The organism is Vibrio aerogenes, assembly GCF_024346755.1.
GTDB lineage: Bacteria > Pseudomonadota > Gammaproteobacteria > Enterobacterales > Vibrionaceae > Vibrio > Vibrio aerogenes.
Genome location: NZ_AP024862.1, coordinates 842,426 through 860,592, shown reverse-complemented (window position 1 = coordinate 860,592; position 18,167 = coordinate 842,426). Strand labels below are relative to the sequence as shown.

General features: G+C 46.8%; 10 protein-coding genes. 6 read left to right on the top strand and 4 right to left on the bottom strand.

The window, feature by feature from the left end; all coding sequences use genetic code 11:
* Positions 1–32: 32 nt before the first annotated feature.
* From OCV29_RS21365 to OCV29_RS21350, 4 genes are all read left to right on the top strand, one after another.
* A complete protein-coding gene (locus OCV29_RS21365) occupies positions 33–4,805 on the top strand; it encodes an alpha-2-macroglobulin family protein (RefSeq protein WP_073604485.1) in 4,773 nt (1,590 codons plus the stop codon).
* A gap of 4 nt (positions 4,806–4,809) precedes the next feature.
* Positions 4,810–6,960 (top strand): penicillin-binding protein 1C, encoded by a 2,151-nt coding sequence (gene pbpC, locus OCV29_RS21360; RefSeq protein WP_084193378.1) that lies wholly within the window; start codon positions 4,810–4,812, stop codon positions 6,958–6,960.
* A gap of 333 nt (positions 6,961–7,293) precedes the next feature.
* Positions 7,294–7,914 (top strand): AmmeMemoRadiSam system protein A, encoded by a 621-nt coding sequence (gene amrA / locus OCV29_RS21355; RefSeq protein ID WP_073604486.1) that lies wholly within the window; start codon positions 7,294–7,296, stop codon positions 7,912–7,914.
* A 218-nt stretch (positions 7,915–8,132) separates the two neighbouring features.
* A complete protein-coding gene (locus tag OCV29_RS21350) occupies positions 8,133–8,753 on the top strand; it encodes a cache domain-containing protein (protein ID WP_073604487.1) in 621 nt (206 codons plus the stop codon).
* Here the strand turns inward: OCV29_RS21350 and OCV29_RS21345 are convergent.
* Positions 8,688–10,337: an EAL domain-containing protein gene (locus OCV29_RS21345; RefSeq protein ID WP_073604488.1), complete on the bottom strand. Its 1,650-nt coding sequence runs from the start codon at positions 10,335–10,337 to the stop codon at positions 8,688–8,690. The genes OCV29_RS21350 and OCV29_RS21345 overlap by 66 nt on opposite strands.
* A gap of 506 nt (positions 10,338–10,843) precedes the next feature.
* Between OCV29_RS21345 and OCV29_RS21340 the strand changes: the two genes are divergently transcribed.
* Complete coding sequence (locus OCV29_RS21340; protein WP_084193380.1) at positions 10,844–13,495, top strand: alpha-amylase family glycosyl hydrolase; 2,652 nt, start codon at positions 10,844–10,846, stop codon at positions 13,493–13,495.
* A 157-nt stretch (positions 13,496–13,652) separates the two neighbouring features.
* On the opposite strand, the gene OCV29_RS21335 is transcribed toward OCV29_RS21340, so the two are convergent.
* The gene (locus OCV29_RS21335) at positions 13,653–14,129 is read right to left on the bottom strand and encodes an FKBP-type peptidyl-prolyl cis-trans isomerase (protein ID WP_073604489.1); all 477 of its coding nucleotides are present in this window, start codon (positions 14,127–14,129) and stop codon (positions 13,653–13,655) included.
* A gap of 225 nt (positions 14,130–14,354) precedes the next feature.
* Here OCV29_RS21335 and OCV29_RS21330 point away from each other — a divergent pair, with 225 nt between their 5' ends.
* A complete protein-coding gene (locus OCV29_RS21330) occupies positions 14,355–15,002 on the top strand; it encodes an OmpA family protein (RefSeq protein WP_073604490.1) in 648 nt (215 codons plus the stop codon).
* Between the two features lie 106 nt (positions 15,003–15,108).
* Here OCV29_RS21330 and tkt read toward each other — a convergent pair whose 3' ends face one another.
* Both tkt and tal read right to left on the bottom strand, forming a co-directional pair.
* Positions 15,109–17,106, bottom strand: coding sequence for a transketolase (gene tkt, locus OCV29_RS21325; protein WP_073604491.1), 1,998 nt, complete (start codon positions 17,104–17,106; stop codon positions 15,109–15,111).
* Between the two features lie 108 nt (positions 17,107–17,214).
* On the bottom strand, positions 17,215–18,165 hold the full coding sequence (tal, locus tag OCV29_RS21320; RefSeq protein WP_073604492.1) for a transaldolase: 951 nt from the start codon (positions 18,163–18,165) through the stop codon (positions 17,215–17,217).
* Positions 18,166–18,167: the final 2 nt, after the last annotated feature.

Here is an 18,167-nt window from a genome sequence, read left to right as displayed (position 1 = left end):
TCAATTTTCTTCTCCCTGTACTGAGGTTATTTATGGGAAAGCGTATTTGCGCCTGTTTTACCTGGCTTATCCTTTTTTTATCATGTCTTGCTTCAGCCCGGACAGAGCCACCAAAAGTGACATTTATTGGTCCTTACAATTATCAGGGAAAATCTGCCTTAATGATTCAGTTTGACCGGCAGATACAGACAACAAAAATTGCCCGGATTTTTTCTCTTCAGGGAGATCATGATGACCTTCACGAGGTCCGGCAGGATGGCCGCTGGTTTTTCAATGAATCGCATACGGCTGTGATTTATGATCAGGTGAAGGTGAATCAGCGATACCGGATTCGTTTATTACCGGAAATTAAATCTGCTGATGACATTGACCGGGAAAAAGATGTGACCGTTTATGAACGTCAGCCTCAGGTTCATCTGATTGGACGGGGGCCTGTGGTTCCTTCGGGAGGCAGCCGGACCGTACCGGTTTCTGTCATCAATGCCAGCCAGTTAACGGTCGAAGTTTTAAGAGTACAAAAGCCCGCACGTCTGCTGAGTCAAATCTACTACAGCTCAGGGACAGACAGCTGGGCGCTGGGACGTCAGCAAAAAAATTATCAGGCTGTCACGACACTCAGTTTTGATGTGCCGGAAGCAGACATGAACCAGGAAGTCCGGACAGCAATTCAGTTGCCGGAAACGCTGACGGATGGCTGGTATATTCTGCTGATTAAAATTACCGGTGATGTTTACCAGAGCAATCAGGTTGTTGCGCATGTATTACTGACGGATACAGGTATTCAGGCAAAAGTATTCCGCAATCGCTTAAGTGTGCTGTTGAATTCGCTTTCTGGTAACACTGTGATGACCGGTGCACAGGTCAGTATTTTACGTGATGATAAAAGTATTGAGCTGGGAGTGATGAATGCTTCACAGCACACTTTTGATTATCAGGTTCGTAAAGACGATATTTTGGTTGTCCGGCAGGGAGCCCGGATGAGTGTGCTGCCACTGAAAGAAGTACCGCTTGATTTGTCTGACTTTCAGGTGACCGGGCGGGACTGGCAGCAGACGGAAGCGTTTGTCTACTCAAACCGGACATTGTTTAAACCCGGAGAAGAACTGCCCCTGAATATTGTGTTGCGGGATCAGGATGGTCAGTTGCTGAAAAAACAACGGCTCTATGTTGAATACCGGCAGCCAGATGGCAACGTTGCCGGTTCCCGCTGGTTAGACCCAATCAACCAGACGGATGGTTTCTATCAGAACCGGTTCCGTATTCCGACCAGTGCACCATTAGGACAGTGGACCGTTTACATTAAGTCAAACAAAAACGCTGAACGGGCGATAAATCAGTTTTCATTTAATGTCAGTGAGTTTGTCCCGGAACGGATGGATATGACCGTCGATCTGGCTGGTGGGCTGCAAAATAAGACCGAATCATTACCTGTATCCGTTGATGGTAAATATTTATTCGGCGCGCCGGCAGCCGGTCATCAGGTCAATCTTTCGGCTTATTATCAGGTTCAGCATCATTTTGACGGCGCATATCAAGATTTTTATGTCGGTCAACCATTCAGAATTAGCAGCTGGAAAGATTTGCCGGAGCTGAAGTCATTTAAACTGGATGAGAACGGTCATTCTCAGTTTCAGTTGCCGCTGATCCGGCAGGCTCTGTTACAAGCTCCGGTTTTGGCTAAATTTAATTTTGAATTGCTGGAAACAGGTGGTGCCAGCATCCAGAGAAATAAACCTGTCATGTTATGGACCGGAAAGTCTTTGCCGGGCATCCGTGCGAAAACCGATGAGATAAATGCATTCAGTCAGGCTCAGTTTGATGTTGGTCTGATTGGTGGTCATGGAAAACAGCTGCAGGCAGGGCGTATCCAATATTTACTGGAAAGAAACCGTGGTGGTTATTACTGGACATATACAGAAGCGGATGGATGGCAGCTGAAACATGATAATGACTGGCAACCGGTTCAGTCAGACTTTATTCAGGTTCAGAAGGGCAACACCAGTCCACTGGCCGTTGATGTTGAGTGGGGACGGTATCGTTTAATTTTGAAGCACGGAGAAAACCAGGTCACCCGCTATGAATTTCGTGCCGGCTGGGACGACAACGATGGTCAGTTAAAACCGGTTAAACCGGATCAGCTGACGATGACTCTGGATAAAAAAGCGTATCATGACGGAGACGAAGTTCAGGTCACAATCAAAACGGATGTCGCCGGGAAACTTCATCTTGCTTTAGAGTCTGATCACGTTGAATGGCATCAGGAACAGCAGATTCAGAAAGGGGAGCACCAGTTTCATGTCCCGCTGAGTCAGCTGACCCGTCATGATTTGTATATTTCAGCGACATTAATCAGCCCGGGGCATGGCAGTCCCCGCCGGTTATTTGCTGTTGAGCCTGTTAAACTGGACAGAGAATCGCGGCGCCTGAATGTAGAGATAGAACCTTTGCCGGTATTGCTGCCCTCTGAAGGTACAGATATTACCGTCAGGCTGAAGCAGCCGGTGAAGCAACCGACATGGGTGACGTTGTCGCTCGTGGATAAAGGCATTATTAACTTGTCCCGCTATCAGGTGCCGGATATTCATGAGTGGTTTTTTGGTCAGCGCCGGTATCATGCTGATGTGATTGATTTGTATTCGCGGTTATACCAACAGCGCCCGGATTCATTTCTGACTCACAGATACGGAGGGGATACAGAACTCAGTGTCAACGGACACCTTGATCAGACTGTTGAAGCGAAGACGATTACTCTGATGTCTCGTCCGGTTGCTTTTGATCCGGATGGAAAAGCGGTCATTCATGTTGATATTCCTGATTATAATGGTCAGGCGCAGGTGGTCGCTATGGTTTTTAATCCCAACCATTATGGTCAGGCTGTCACGGATGTCAGAATTGCGTCGCCTGTTATCTCAGAACTTGCGGTGCCGCGTTTTTTGACGCCGGGAGATACCAGCCAGACCTTACTGGAAGTGTTCAATCAGACTGATGTGATGCAAAACATCACGGCTGAAGTATCGCTTGCTTCACCGCTTTCTACGCAGCAGCCAACCCGCAAGACATTTCATCTTTCCCCCGGGCAGCGGGACTTTGTCGCCATCAATTATCATGTTGATGCGATTCAAACGGCCACAGTCATGACAGCGCTGAATCTGAACGTCCACGCGCAGGGGGCGGACGGAAAAATATTTAACCAACAGCGACGCTGGCAGGTGCCTGTTCGCCAGGCCCGTCCTGTTATCAGTAAGCAGACTTTGAAAACGCTGCCAGCCAGAGCGGAAAACGATCAGTCCGGACTTCCTCAAATCAGGCTTACAGAAGCTTTCTGGAAGGGGCTTTCATACCAACAGCCTGGCCCGGCGCTGATGACATATTCGTATGCGCCCCAGTTGGGTATTGCTGAATATGCTGATCACCTGTTTGGCTATCCATACGGGTGTGCAGAACAGACAACCAGCAAAGCGGTTCCCTGGTTGTTGAAGGACGACTCGCTTCAATCACTGAAGAAGAGCGTTTCGGACGGGCGTTCTGACCGGAACATGCTAAAAAAAGCAGTCACCCGGCTGGCTACGATGCAGAAAGGAAACGGAAGTTTTGCCTTGTGGGACAAACACGGTCGTGAACGTCCGTGGGTCAGTGTTTATGTGACCGAATTTCTGATCCAGACTGCGCAGTTGTATCCGGGGCTGGTGCCGGAACAAATGCTGAAAAAAGCACAGGCAAATATCGCCCGTTATCCGTTGAAATCATCCCTGAATGCCACCCGGTACTATGCTGCCTGGGTGAGCGCCAAAATGAAAAAGCTGGATTACAGTACGTTATGGCAGTTGCATCATGACGCTGAACATCATCAGTTTCAATCACCTTTATCAGCGGCTTATCTGGGCGCAGCCTGGCTGTTGCAGGGATCAAAAGAAAAAGGTGAAAAATTCCTGCTGCAATCAGAATGGATAAAACGGGAATACCGGTACGATGACTATGATTATGGTTCTCAGTTGCGTGATCAGGCTAAAATACTTGCCTTACTGTCTGAACTGGAAAAGGTCATTCAGTTCAGCACAGAGCTGACAGATTTCCGTAACCGGCTGGCCAAAAGAGTCATGATCAGGGCGACCCGTGATTCGTATCTCAGCACACAGGAAAGAATCGCACTGGTGCAGGCAGGAATTGCGCTGAAAACGCTCAACCAGAAACCTGTAGAAGTGGTTGTTGAACATGAAGGACATCGGCGCGGGTTGAAAGCGAGCGGAAGCGGACACTTCACTGTGATGAGTGGAGATATTGTGAAAAATCCGAATAAATCGCCGCTTTTTGTACAGGTGACGACAACGGGCCTTGCCGGGCCTGAAAATCTTCATTCATCGATTGAAACAAAAACAGTCCGGCGGGAATACCGGCGTAGTGACGGGAAGGTGTATCAGGGTGAAGCGCTGAAGATGGGTGAAAAGTTAATCGTGACTGTGACCTATCATCTCAAAGAGCGAATCAGGAATGCGATGATTGTGGAATATTTGCCGACCGGATTCGTTCTGGAAAATCCAGCCCGGAGTAATAGTGATGATCTGATTCGCCGGGCAGGTCTGAAATCGTCCTCCCGCGCAGAAAAAACGGAATATCGTCATGATCGTTTGATGGCTGCACTTGATATGAACAGTGATGAGATCTATCGTTTTAATTATGTCATCCGGGCTGAAACACCCGGAAAAGCGATAGTACCGGCTTTGTATATGGAAGATATGTATCATCCGGAATGGTTTATTTATCAGCCTTCATCGTTGAAAAACCTGACTATCAAGAGTCAGTTGTAATCAGATGATGAAAAGGTTTTGTCAGATTTGTTTGATAACAGTGGGCAGTTTGTGCGGACTGTTTGTTGTGCTGAATCTGGTTTACCCGCTGGATATTAACCGGCAGGCTGGTCCGACGGTTTCAGTGTACTCTGCAGAAGGTGATGTGCTGCGTCAGTTTGCCAGTCAGGATGGTGTGTTCCGGATTCCGGTGACACGCAGTCACGTTTCTCCTCTGTATTTGGCGGCCTTACTTGAGTATGAAGATAAATATTTTTTCTCCCATCCCGGATTTAATCCGTTCTCTTTAGTCCGTGCGCTGGTTCAGCAGATATATTATGGCCGGGTGATCTCCGGTGGTTCAACACTGACGATGCAGGTGGCCCGGAAGTTTTATCCGCACCCCCGGACTTACCGGGGAAAACTGATGCAGATTTTCAGGGCGTTGCAACTGGAACTGCATTATTCCAAAGAAGAAATTTTGTCACTTTATCTGACCTACGCTCCGATGGGAGGTAATATCGAGGGGGTGGAAGCAGCCAGTCAGCGTTACTTTGGTAAGCACGCCAGTGAATTATCCCTGACAGAAGCCGTGATGTTGGTTGTCGTGCCGCAGCGTCCCAGTTTGTACCGGCCCGATCGTTTTCCACAGCGGGCCAGAAAAGCAAGAAATAAAGTACTGAAACGGGTCGCAAAGATTTTTCCTCTCTCCGGCGCTGAGCTGGAGAGGATGGTTCGTTCCCCCATGCTGGCGGGTTATTATCCGGCACCTTTACATGCGCCTCTGCTTGCCCGTCGTTTACAACAGCAACATCCGGAGCAGTCAGATATCCATACGTTTATTGATTACACGGTTGAGTCTGATCTGGAGTCGATTATCGGACAAAGAACAGCGCGTTGGTCTACGCCACTTTCTGCCGCTGTGATGGTGATGGATAATCTGAGCGGGAAAGTGATCGCCTATAAAGGGTCGGCTGATATGAATGACCCGCTTCGGTATGGCTATGTTGATATGGTGCATGCATTACGTTCTCCCGGCTCTGCTTTGAAACCATTTATCTACGGTCTGGCGCTTGACCAGGGACTGGTCCATTCTGCCAGTCTGCTGACCGATGTTCCCCGGCAGTTCGGTGATTACAGTCCACATAATTTTGATCATCTTTTTCAGGGTCCGGTTCGTTTGGATCATGCATTGCAAACGTCCCGTAATGTCCCGGCGGTTCAGTTGTTGAGCCATATCGGCCCTGAAAGATTTCTGCAATGGCTGACAAATGCCGGTATTCATCTTCATGTACCAGAAGCGAACCTCGCGCTGGCTTTGGGAGGAGAAGGGATTCGGCTGAAAGATCTGGTGACCCTGTTTTCGGCTCTGGGCAGAACCGGTGATATGATTTTTCCGCGCTTTTCCTCTGATGATGATGTCCGGACTGTGCCTCTGTTTTCACCGGCAGCCAGCTGGATTATCCGCTCTATGCTGATGGATATAGCCCCGCCTGACCGGGTCAAAGCCGCTCACAACCGTCCTGTGGCATGGAAAACCGGTACCAGTTACGGCTACCGGGATGCATGGGCGATTGGTACCAGCGCTGATTATACGGTGGGCGTCTGGGTCGGACGTCCGGATGGTGCACCATTTGTAGGACAAACCGGTGCAAATCAGGCCGGGCCACTGATGTTTGATGTATTCGATTTATTACCGGAAGATCAGCGGACTTTAAGCCGTCCGGATAGTGTGACGACTTCGGTGATCTGCTGGCCCGGTGGTATCGATGTTTCTCTGGTCCGGCCGCAGGACTGTTTACAACATCAGCAGGCATTGACCATCAACCATTTCACACCGGCGACACTCAAGCATGAACAGGAATTAGCTGCTTTGCATCAGTGGCCGCAGCCGTTGCTGGACTGGTCAAGAAAAACGGGTCATACACTGGTGAATGAACCTGAATCACAGGAAACGGGCAGGTTAAGAATACTTGTACCGAGGCAGGGGACTCAGCTGTTTCCTTATCCGGGGCAAATGTTGAATCTGATGGCTACAAAGCCTTCGGTGTCTTGGTTTTTGAATGATCAGCCACTTCACGGCAGTCAGATCCCTTTAGATACCTTATCGGCCGGAAACTATCGCCTGACTGCTTGTATCACCCGGTGTGATACCATTGACTTCGCTGTTTACTGAATCCCATACGTTTTTCGAAAATGTCTCTTCCAAACCAAACCAAACCAAACCGAATCATGCCTCTTCATGCGATTTAAGATATACGTGGCTGGATTTAAAATCTGACGCACTATAACTTATTGGTTTTGTCACTGATAGTGAAAGACGGTAATCAGCCCAAATTATACCGTGTTTTTTGTGAAACATTCATACCGGCACAGTTTCGAAGTTCAGCGCCCATTGCTACAATGTCGACTAAAGCAATTTACAATCGTGCCGCTATTAGTGAATACAGGCGAATCGCATTGCGGAATTCATCAGATACAACCGGAGATAAACAAAGAGTGGTCGGGTATGTCAGCTACCTCATTTCTGAAGCCTAGTCATCAGGAACTATTAATGTTGTTAGGCGTTGCCCGTGACGCAATTCACAGCATATTCAACAGCGGTCGCATGCAGCCACCGGAGCTGTCTCAATATGATGATCATCTGATTCGTCGCGGTGCTTGTTTTGTGACGCTCGAAGTCAATGGTGTATTGCAGGGATGTATCGGTTCTGTGGCTCCCAGGGAGCCATTGGTGCTGGATGTCTATGAAAAAGCTTATGCGAGTGCTTTACAGGATCGCCGCTTCATGCCATTGACCGAAGATCTGCTTGAGGGTTTGACGATTGAAGTCTCTGTGCTGAATCCACCGGAAATTGTCAGGGTTGAGACTGAGCAGGCTCTGCTTGAGCATTTGCAGTCTTATCCTGAAAACGAAAGACCCGGTTTGATCATGGCTGAATTCTTATCCGGATGTCCCCGGCAGGCCGTATTTTTACCGCAGGTCTGGTCACATCTGCCAGAGCCAAAGGATTTTGTCCGCCAGCTGAAATTTAAAGCAGGGTGGGATGAAGATTACTGGTCCTCCGGATTGGTCGTGAAAATTTTTACTGTCAGCAGTGTAAAAGCACCTTATCAGGAGGGCGTGTAAATTCTGAGCTGTTGTATTTATTTTGTTAAAAAATAGCAAAAAACTTCCATTTTAATGGCTTAGCAGTTATAAGATTGATTAAGTATATGTTAATTGACTGATCTGTCATATTAAGGTGGGATAAATCACACTTTATTCATATCCGTTCTTTAAATCTATGTATCCTTCTGAAATGTATACTATAAATTAATTAATTCGGGTCAATGTGCAGGCGGATAATGTCAATTCATAAAAGTCATCAGTTTCTGTTTTTATGGTTCATATTTCAGTTGGTGTTTGTTGTTGCCTTGTATTACTTCACCGAGGAACAGGTACACAAGATCTATATTGAATCCAAAAAAGGTGAAATCGGCAATATTCTTGATATGGTGCATCATCACGCCGAGTTGATTATCCATCAATCTGATCAGGGCAGTCCTGAAGCCCGAAAAATTGCTGAGCAAAAAATTATCAACTATCTTGAAGGTTTTCATTCCGGAGATTTGTATTTTTGGGCGAATGATCATAATGCAATTGCCAGAGTTCATCCCAGAGACAGTGTTGTTGGGCAATTTCAGAATTCATATCTCCGGCACTTGAACCAACTTGAATCGCATGACTTATTTTTTGAAACCCGGCTTAATTTGAATCCGGTGACTGACGAGTTACAGGTCAAAATTAACGGTATTATGTTGCTGAAACCATGGAAGTGGGTTGTGGGCTATGGCAGTTACATCGACAGGTATCAGATTATGGAAAAAACGATGTATCTGATGATTATCCCGGTTGCTGGTTTATTGTTGTGCAATGGATTCATTGTGCTTTACGTTCGGCGGATGACAAACAGTAAGATGTCTTAATTGTTCGATTGAAACAGGTTTACTGAAATAATAGCCCTGGCCGTAGGCGCCGGGAATTTTATGGGTCAGGAATTTACACTGGGATTCTGTTTCCACACCTTCGAATACTTTTTTGACATCCAGTCCGGAGAGAAAGTCGATAATATTTTCCAGGACGTTATTGGCGATAGAGTTGGTTGAAATAGACAGAGTAAACATTTTATCAACTTTCACTTCATCCGGGTTGAGCAAGCTTATTCCGGATAAATTGGACATGCCGGTTCCGAAATCATCAATGGATATTCTGTAGCCACTTTCTTTCAGGTGCTTAATCGCTTCCATCATGGGTTCCGGCTTGCCTGATGTTCTTTCTGTAATCTCAAGCATTATCTGACAAGGATTAAATTTGTATTTGGCTATTTCCTGATCCAGATATTGTCTGAGTTCAGGATTCATCAGCGATGACGATGCGACGTTTACTGAGGCGGTTAAGGCTGTATTCTGTTCCAGTAATTCAGAAAGCTCTGCAAATGATTTTTCTATGACGACTTTGGTTAAGTCATCTATCAAATGGTTCATTTCGCATAACTGGATAAAAATATCCGGGGGTACATAACCGTAGAATTTACTGCGCCACCTTGCCAGAACTTCAATGCCAACTACCGAATGATCGCTCAGTTTATATTGCGGCTGGTATACAACCGAAATGTGCTTCTTGTTGATAGCGGTTCTGAGTTGTCTGACAAAACCATTGAGTCCGGTTTTACTGAGCCAGCCAATATAACAAATCAGTAATCCGGCAAACAGACCGATTGTCAGCGACATAACGACAGCCGTTTTGGTCATACTGAAAAGGCCTGTTTGTGTGTCTACCACCGTGGTACAGATATGGAATAATGAACTACACCGGGTTTCAGTAATCATTGCATGACCATGTGGAAAGTAATCAATCCAGGATGATTTGTGAGCCAGTGCCTTTTTGGCAATCGTATTATTAATATCACCAAAAATTCTGTAAATATTTTCCTTATCTTCATTGTGAATAATTGTACCAATACCATCTTTTTTCATTGCGCTGAGCTCAATATCTGCGGTGTAAGCTTTATCAATAAATACGATGATGTCGTGATTCACAAATGCCAGATCGCTGTGCCTGACCTGCAAATGACGTTCAAAATTTAAGCTATATGTCTGGTGGCCGAAATTCCCGGAACGATTTGTGCGGTCAAGGGAAAATGGTTGAGTTTCTAAAATACTGCATTGAACCTGATGACCTGCTATTCTGCCAATATCGCTGATGTAAATGTAGTCTTTGATCAATGAGCGGAATTGGGCAAGGTCTGCTTCCTGACAGGGCATTGCTTCACTTTTTTCTATCCGTTTGAAACTTCGTTCAACCTGAAAGATGATGCGCCTGGAGAGTTTAAACCGTTCATCTAAATAATTATCCAGCGACGGTTTATCTAAATAGATAACCAGCAAATGAGAGGAGATGAGACTCAGTACACAAGTGATCAGACAAACAATGGCAATTTGAATGGCCGAGAGGCGCCTCTTGTCATTGACGGTCATAAACTGAATAATACTGCTTGCATCGTTATTCATATGAATCCACCTCTGGTTACATCAGCTTAAAATATAGGCACAGATTCTGATATCTGTATAACAAATACCAGGTGTAGTATTGTTTCTGTTGTTAATATAACCGAATTCCTCTGACAAAGGACAGCGTGACTGGTCTGATCAGATGTGGTTTAAGTTGTTAAACTGAAGACAGGCCTGCTCACAATCTTACGTTAAATGATCTTCACGGGCTTTCTGTCTGAACTTTTCTGCTATCCCTACAAAATAATTCATTGGTCACCCTTTGTATTCTGCCTGATTTAACGCAATACGTTTCACTTGTCCCAATTTGGCTATTTGATTGAAATCCGGCATTTTTTTTAAGAGATGGCGTTATATGCTTGAGCTGTCCGCGGCATAACTTACCGGACAAATGAAAACAACTTTATGAGAAATCAACGTTATGAGAAATAGCTGGGCTGAGCTGAGGTTGGTTGCCGGAGGTAAACGATGAAATGTCAGGCCAGCTTTGGCGAAAGGATAATTTTATGAAAATTTTACCTCTGACTCTGCTCGGACTGACTGCAATCAGTACCGTGACTCAGGCTGAATGGTTTTTTCGTGGCACTCCCAATGAGTGGGGGGCGACAGCACTGACCGGGGTGAGCAATACACAATATCAGACTTGTCAGAAATTTACGGCAGGTGATAACAATGGCGGCCCCAGATTCAAGATTGATAAAAATGGTGACTGGAATGAAAGCTATCCGGCGAGTGATTATCAGGTCGATGCAAATCAGAGTTATCTGATTACGTTTTCTGCTGATACACATTCGATTGATGTAGAATCAGTCAGTCAGTGTCAGGATGATACCAGCGAGAATGAATGGTTTTTCCGTGGCACCCCCAATCAATGGCAGACGACAGCAATGTTGACTTCAGATGGTGTGAATTATTGTCTGGATCAGCCATTTGGCAGTGATGACCCCCGCTTTAAGATTGATCGCTATGGTGATTGGAAAACATCTTATCCATCAGAAGATTACCGGGTCGAGGCAAATACGACTTATCACATCTGCATCGATACCCAGACCAATAAAGTAACCGCTGTCAAAGAAGGTAGTCATGGTGAGGATACACAGGCCCCGATTGTGACAGCAAGCCCTGCTGCCGGAAACTATACTGACAGTCAGTCTGTCACCTTATCTGTCTCCGATGATCAGGATGATGCCCCCATATTGTATTACACAACGGATGGTTCCGTACCAACAACCCAGTCTGCAAAATATCAGGGAGAGACACTGGCTGCCAATGATAATGGTAACAGTGCAGATCTGGTCATTAAAACACTGGCCGTCGATGCCAGCGGTAATCAGCAGCAGCAAAGTTTCAGTTATTACATTGGTTCAGTGCCGGTATCCGGTGACTTCCGTGAAGAAACGATTTATTTTCTGCTGACAGCCCGTTTTTATGACGGTGACAGCAGTAATAATTACTACAACCGGGACCGGATTAAAATCGGTGATCCGCAGTGGCGGGGAGATTTTAAGGGGTTGATTAACCATCTGGATTATATCAAAGACCTTGGCTTTACAGCCATCTGGATAACGCCACCGGTAGAAAACCGTTCAGGTTTGGATTATCACGGCTATCATGCTTATGACTTCTATCGTGTTGATCCCCGGCTGGAGTCAGATAATGTGACTTATCAGGATTTTATCAATGCCGCGCATGAAAAGGGTTTGAAGGTGATTCAGGACGTGGTGATTAATCATTCCAGTCAGTATGGATTACGGGATCAGGTCTGGATTAATCATCTGCCGGTGAAATACTATGTCCCGGCAGGAAGCGAGCAGGGCAGTATCAGCAATGACCCATACTTCGGCAATCTGGGAGATTATCAGTCAGCGAACCGGGATGATAATGATAACAGTGTTGCGCCCGACTGGTTTAAAGAGCGTCATGCCTCTGATCCGGAAGGTATCAAGCCCTTGGTTGATCCGGTAACAGGGGAAACGGTACCCAAGGCCGGATATAACCCAAATCGTTTCTTTGGTATTGATGCGCAGAATCTGGATCCAAAGTGGTATCATCAGGATGGTTTTATGTCTGGTGGTGACTGGGAAAATCCGGAATCACTGCATAACAAACATATGGCGGGTGACTGTATTGATTTGGCAACTGAAAACCAGAATGTGAAAGACTATATCAACGGTGCGATTCACAAGTACCTCGATATGGGAATTGATGCGATCCGTCTGGATACACTCAAGCATATTGAACGCAATGAGGTGCTTGAATATGTCAATGACTGGAAAGCTTACAAGCCCGGATTATTTGTTTTTGGTGAAGATTTGGTAAAAGGTGCCGGATTTGGTTCTGAACTAGGCAATGACAATGCTTCAGCAGTCATTCGGCCATGGTGGTATACCAGAACGACGTCTGACCCATCGAATCCGTCTGGCGGAGGTGACTCTGGTTTATCTGTACTGGATTTTCCACTGTTTTCTACATTTCGTGACAACCTGACCAAAGGCAGTTTTGGTGGGTTAGGCAGTATACTCGGCTGGGACTGGGTCTACGGTGATGCGACCAAACTGGTCACCTTCTTCCAAAATCATGACGTTGGCCCGGACAATGATTTTAAATATCGTTACGGGGGAGAAGAAGGTAACGCCGCCGTGGCTTATAACTTCATGTGGACAATCCGGGGCATCCCGACATTGTATTACGGGGAAGAAGTGATGTTTCAGGGCGGTAAGCCTCAGGATATTTCCGGAAATAATGATACGCTGGATATGACAGGCCGGGCTTATTACGGGGATTATCTTGATAATATTCAGCAGACTCAAAGTCACCCTTTATACCAGCACATTCAGCGTCTGAACCAGATTCGTCATGCGATTCCTGCTCTGCAAAAAGCACCGACGACTCAGGTCAGTGAATGGGGCAGCGGCATGAGTTATGTCCGGGATTATAATCATGGACAGAGCTATGCGGTGATCGGTCTGGCAAATGCCGGAGAGCAAACTATCACCGTGAATGATGTTCGTAATGGCACTTATACTGATGCGGTAACAGGACATGCAATTACGGTGACGAATGGGACGCTGAGTTTTACCGTGAAAAGTGACAGTGCCGGGATTTATGTGCTGGACGGTCCGGGAAAAATTGGTACGGATGGTAAATATTTACGTTGATCCAGATTTTTACACGAATCGCTGACAATCCTGCCGGTTTCCGGCGAAAAGACCTGCTTTCCGGCAGGTCTTTCACTTCTCTGATGTCACTTCTTTTTCTCAGGGGCGGTGATAAGTCTTTTGGCAGTGACCGCCTCTTCGGATGAGCGTGATAAACTTAATGAATTTCAAGAAGTTTGATTTCAAAAATAAGGCAAGAGCCTGGTGGTATTTTGCCAACCTTACGCAGTCCATAAGCGAGTTTGTAAGGGATATAAAAACGGGCCTTCTGTCCCACTACCATCAATTGCAATCCTTCCTGCCAACCGGAAATAACCTGTTTCACCCCAAAATCGATTGGCTGGTTTCGTGTATAAGAGCTGTTAAAAACTTCACCATTGATCAGCTTGCCTTCGTAATGCACTTTGACTTTGTTCGACAGTGTCGGATGATTTTCACCGGTGCCTTCTTCAAGGATCAGATACTGCAAACCGCTCTTGGTGGTTATCACTCCCTCTTCTTTGGCATTTTTTTCCAGGAATTCTGAGCCTTCCTCAATATGCTCTTTAGCGATTTTATGCCGTCGGTGATTGGTATAAAACAGAATGCCGGCAAAGATAAACAGCAATACGGCAAAAATATAGTTATTCTCCATGAATGGTTCCTCAGTCAATTAGTTGTTACGGCGCCGGATGAGGGGAAGGGCGCTGTGTTTGTTTGGATATACCCGGATATGGGATATTGGACAGAATATTAACAGGATTGGCAATATTTCTGATGCGATACTGTCTACAATAGTCTAATGAATAAGCGATAATCTTAAAGTTTCCGTAAGTTAGCCGATAACTTGGATGATATCAGGTGAACAAGTGGCAGAATAATGAAGTATATAACATGTCTTCTTTTAACTTTATTTCTTTCAGGATGCGGGACGTTAGTATCAACTGAACGATTATTTGATGATAATTTATTGAATACCGCACCAAAAACAGACCGGGATGTCAGATACCCGGATTGGGGACGTGCATCTGATGCATCGGAGGCAACACAGGTTGGGAATGCTTCTTCCCGGACGACGACAATGCAGCGTCGTATGCAGACACAAAGCTATTTGCAGCTGGAAGAGTTTTTGAGCGCAAACGGTATTGATTATGAAGTGTTGCCGGGCAAGTATCTGATTATCCGTGTCAAGAGAACGATTAAGTTTGAAACAGGGTCCAGCAGAGTCTCTGTGAGTTCCAGAATGTGGTTAGGCAAAATTCGTCGTTATCTTGAGACAGAAGCCTCCCGTGATTTAGAAGTTGTGATTGACGGTCATACGGATGATATGGGCAGCACCCGGCTGAACGAACAGTTGTCGAAGAAAAGGGCTGATTCAGTAAAAGCTTTGCTGGTGAGTGGCCGGGTGTTTGTGGATTCAATTTATACGCGGGGTTATGGGGCCGTGGTTCCTGCATGTTCAAACCAAACCCGTCAGGGGAAAGCGTGTAACCGTCGGGTTGAGCTGTTTTTCATTTTGCCTTCTTAGCAGACCTTCCGGGATAAATTTTGATCAAGAAAAACGCCAGCAATTTGAGCTGGCGTTTGAGTAGGGAAAACATTTTAGTTGGGAAAACGTGAGAAAATATTCGAAATCAGGCGCGCAACACCGACTTCGCCACCTCAACCACATTGTCAACCGTAAAGCCAAACAGCTTGAACAGCTCGCCAGCCGGCGCTGATTCACCGAAGCTGTGCATACCAATCACCTGACCGTTCAGGCCGGTATACTTATACCAGTAGTCCGCAATACCTGCTTCAATTGCTACACGGGCTGTCACTGCCGAAGGCAGAACGGATTCACGATACGCTGCATCCTGTTTGTCGAACACGTCAGTGGCCGGCATAGAAACCACACGCACCTGCTTGCCTTCTTCTGTTAATACAGCCGCAGCCTGAACTGCCAGTTCCACTTCAGAGCCAGTCGCAATCAGGATCAGTTCCGGTGTCCCCGCACAGTCTTTCAGGATATAACCCCCTTTGGCGATATCAGCCACCTGTGCCGCTGTCCGCGCTTGCTGAGCCAGATTCTGACGCGAGAAAATCAGTGACGTCGGACCGTCCTGACGCTCAATCGCCAGTTTCCATGCCATCGCAGATTCCACCTGATCACACGGACGCCATGTACTCATATTCGGTGTTAAACGCAGCGAAGCGATTTGTTCAACCGGCTGGTGCGTCGGGCCATCTTCACCCAGACCAATCGAGTCATGGGTATAAACCTGAATGTTTTGCACTTTCATCAGTGCAGCCATCCGCATCGCATTGCGGGCGTATTCCATAAACATCAGGAAAGTGGCGCCATAAGGAATGAAACCACCATGCAGCGCAATCCCGTTGATGATTGCCGTCATGCCAAATTCACGCACACCGTAATGAATGTAGTTCCCGGATGCATCGTCAGCCGTCAGTGATTTCGAACCAGACCACATGGTCAGATTTGATGGTGCCAAATCCGCTGAGCCGCCCATCAATTCAGGCAGCAGTTTGCCCAAGGCTTCCAGGGCATTCTGAGACGCTTTACGTGAAGCGATATTCGCTGGGTTCGCCTGCAAATCTGCAATGATTGCGCTGGCTTTCTCTTCCCATGCTGCAGGCAGTTCACCGCTGACCCGGCGCTTGAATTCGGCCGCCAGCTCCGGATGTGCTGCTTCATAAGCGGCCAGTTTTTCCTGCCAGGCTGATTCTTTGGCTGCGCCGCTTGCTTTCGCATCCCATGCTTCATACACATCGGCAGGAATATCAAAAGGACCATGTTCCCAGCCAAGGAATTCACGGGCTGCTGCGACTTCATCATGACCCAGCGGTGCACCATGACAATCATGAGAGCCGGATTTATTCGGCGAGCCGAAGCCAATAATTGTTTTCGCACAGATCAGGGTTGGGCGCCCTGTTTCCGCTTTTGCGGCCTGAATTGCGGCATCAATCGCTTCCGGATCGTGGCCGTCAACCGCCGGGATGACATGCCAGCCGTAGGCTTCAAACCGTTTGGGTGTATCGTCGCTGAACCAGCCTTCGACATGACCATCAATCGAAATGCCATTGTCATCCCAGAATGCGATCAGTTTGCCCAGTCCAAGGGTTCCCGCCAGCGAGCAGGCTTCATGAGAAATCCCTTCCATCAGACAGCCATCACCTAAGAAAGCGTAGGTGTAGTGGTCAACAATGTCGTGGTTTTCACGGTTAAACTGCGCAGCCAGTGCTTTTTCAGCCAGTGCCATCCCAACCGCATTGGTAATGCCCTGACCCAGCGGACCTGTGGTGGTTTCAACACCCGCGGTGTAACCATATTCCGGGTGACCCGGTGTTTTTGAGTGAAGCTGACGGAAGTTTTTCAGCTCTTCAATTGGCAGATCATACCCCGTCAGATGCAGCAATGAATAAATCAGCATAGAGCCATGACCATTGGATAAAACAAACCGGTCACGGTCAGCCCAGTCGGGGTTTTGCGGGTTATGATTGAGGTGAGAGCGCCAGAGCACTTCTGCAATATCCGCCATCCCCATTGGGGCACCAGGGTGGCCGGAATTAGCCTGTTGAACACCATCCATGCTCAGTGCACGAATTGCATTAGCAAGATATTTACGTTCCATAATAAGTCCAGATAAAAATTGAGTCAGAGTGATTGAATCACGGTTATTGAATGATAACGTGACTGAATAAAGCAGAAGAGGACGCTGTGCGTCCTCTTAGTCCGGTTTTTATAGTTGTTCTTTGATCATGGTTTCCAGTTTGCCCTGATCAATGGCGAAGTTGCGAATCCCTTCAGCCAGTTTTTCCACGGCCATTGCATCCTGATTGTGCTCCCACAAAAATTCAGCGTGTGTCATTGCTGCAGGTGCTGGCTGGGTTTCAGTTGCAGGGCGTAGTTTTTTCTCAACCGTTCCTTCAGCTTCTTCCAGTGCCTGTAATAGCTGCGGACTGATTGTTAAACGGTCACACCCGGCAAGTTCCAGAATTTCTCCTGTATTACGGAAGCTGGCGCCCATGACGACGGTGCTGTAACCATAGGTTTTGTAATAGTTGTAAATCTTAGTGACTGACAATACACCCGGATCTTCATCTGCTGCAAAGTCACGGCCTTCTTTTGCTTTGTACCAGTCCATAATCCGGCCAACAAACGGCGAAATCAGATAAGCGCCGGCTTCAGCACAGGCTCGTGCCTGTGCAAATGAGAACAACAGTGTCAGGTTACAGTTAATCCCTTCTTTCTCGAGGACTTCAGCCGCACGAATCCCTTCCCAGGTTGATGCAATCTTGATCAGAATCCGATCGTTCTGAATCCCTGCTTCATTGTAGAGGCGGATGAGTTTCCGTGCTTTTTCAATTGTTTTTTCAGTATCGAAAGACAGACGCGCATCTACCTCAGTAGAAATACGGCCAGGAATAGTTTTCAGTATTTCTTTACCAATCGTCACAGCCAGCATGTCGCAGGTATCTTCCAGCTGCTGAGATTTCTCGTTGCTCTGAGATTGAGCATAGGTGATGGCCTGCTGAATAAAAGGGGCATATTCAGGCAACTGAGCGGCTTTCAAAATCAGTGATGGGTTTGTTGTTGCATCTTGAGGCTGGTATTTTTTGATGGCGTCTATTTCGCCGGTATCAGCGACTACAGTTGTGTATTGACGGAGTTGATCTAATTTGTTGCTCATGT

Excerpts from the sequence above, each read along its gene's own strand:
- OCV29_RS21335 (WP_073604489.1), bottom strand. The coding sequence starts at position 14,129 with ATGGAGAATAACTATATTTTTGCCGTATTGCTGTTTATCTTTGCCGGC.
- OCV29_RS21345 (WP_073604488.1), bottom strand. The coding sequence starts at position 10,337 with ATGAATAACGATGCAAGCAGTATTATTCAGTTTATGACCGTCAATGAC.
- OCV29_RS21340 (WP_084193380.1), top strand. The coding sequence starts at position 10,844 with ATGAAAATTTTACCTCTGACTCTGCTCGGACTGACTGCAATCAGTACC.
- OCV29_RS21365 (WP_073604485.1), top strand. The coding sequence starts at position 33 with ATGGGAAAGCGTATTTGCGCCTGTTTTACCTGGCTTATCCTTTTTTTA.
- tal (WP_073604492.1), bottom strand. The coding sequence starts at position 18,165 with ATGAGCAACAAATTAGATCAACTCCGTCAATACACAACTGTAGTCGCT.
- OCV29_RS21350 (WP_073604487.1), top strand. The coding sequence starts at position 8,133 with ATGTCAATTCATAAAAGTCATCAGTTTCTGTTTTTATGGTTCATATTT.
- tkt (WP_073604491.1), bottom strand. The coding sequence starts at position 17,106 with ATGGAACGTAAATATCTTGCTAATGCAATTCGTGCACTGAGCATGGAT.
- OCV29_RS21330 (WP_073604490.1), top strand. The coding sequence starts at position 14,355 with ATGAAGTATATAACATGTCTTCTTTTAACTTTATTTCTTTCAGGATGC.
- amrA (WP_073604486.1), top strand. The coding sequence starts at position 7,294 with ATGTCAGCTACCTCATTTCTGAAGCCTAGTCATCAGGAACTATTAATG.
- pbpC (WP_084193378.1), top strand. The coding sequence starts at position 4,810 with ATGATGAAAAGGTTTTGTCAGATTTGTTTGATAACAGTGGGCAGTTTG.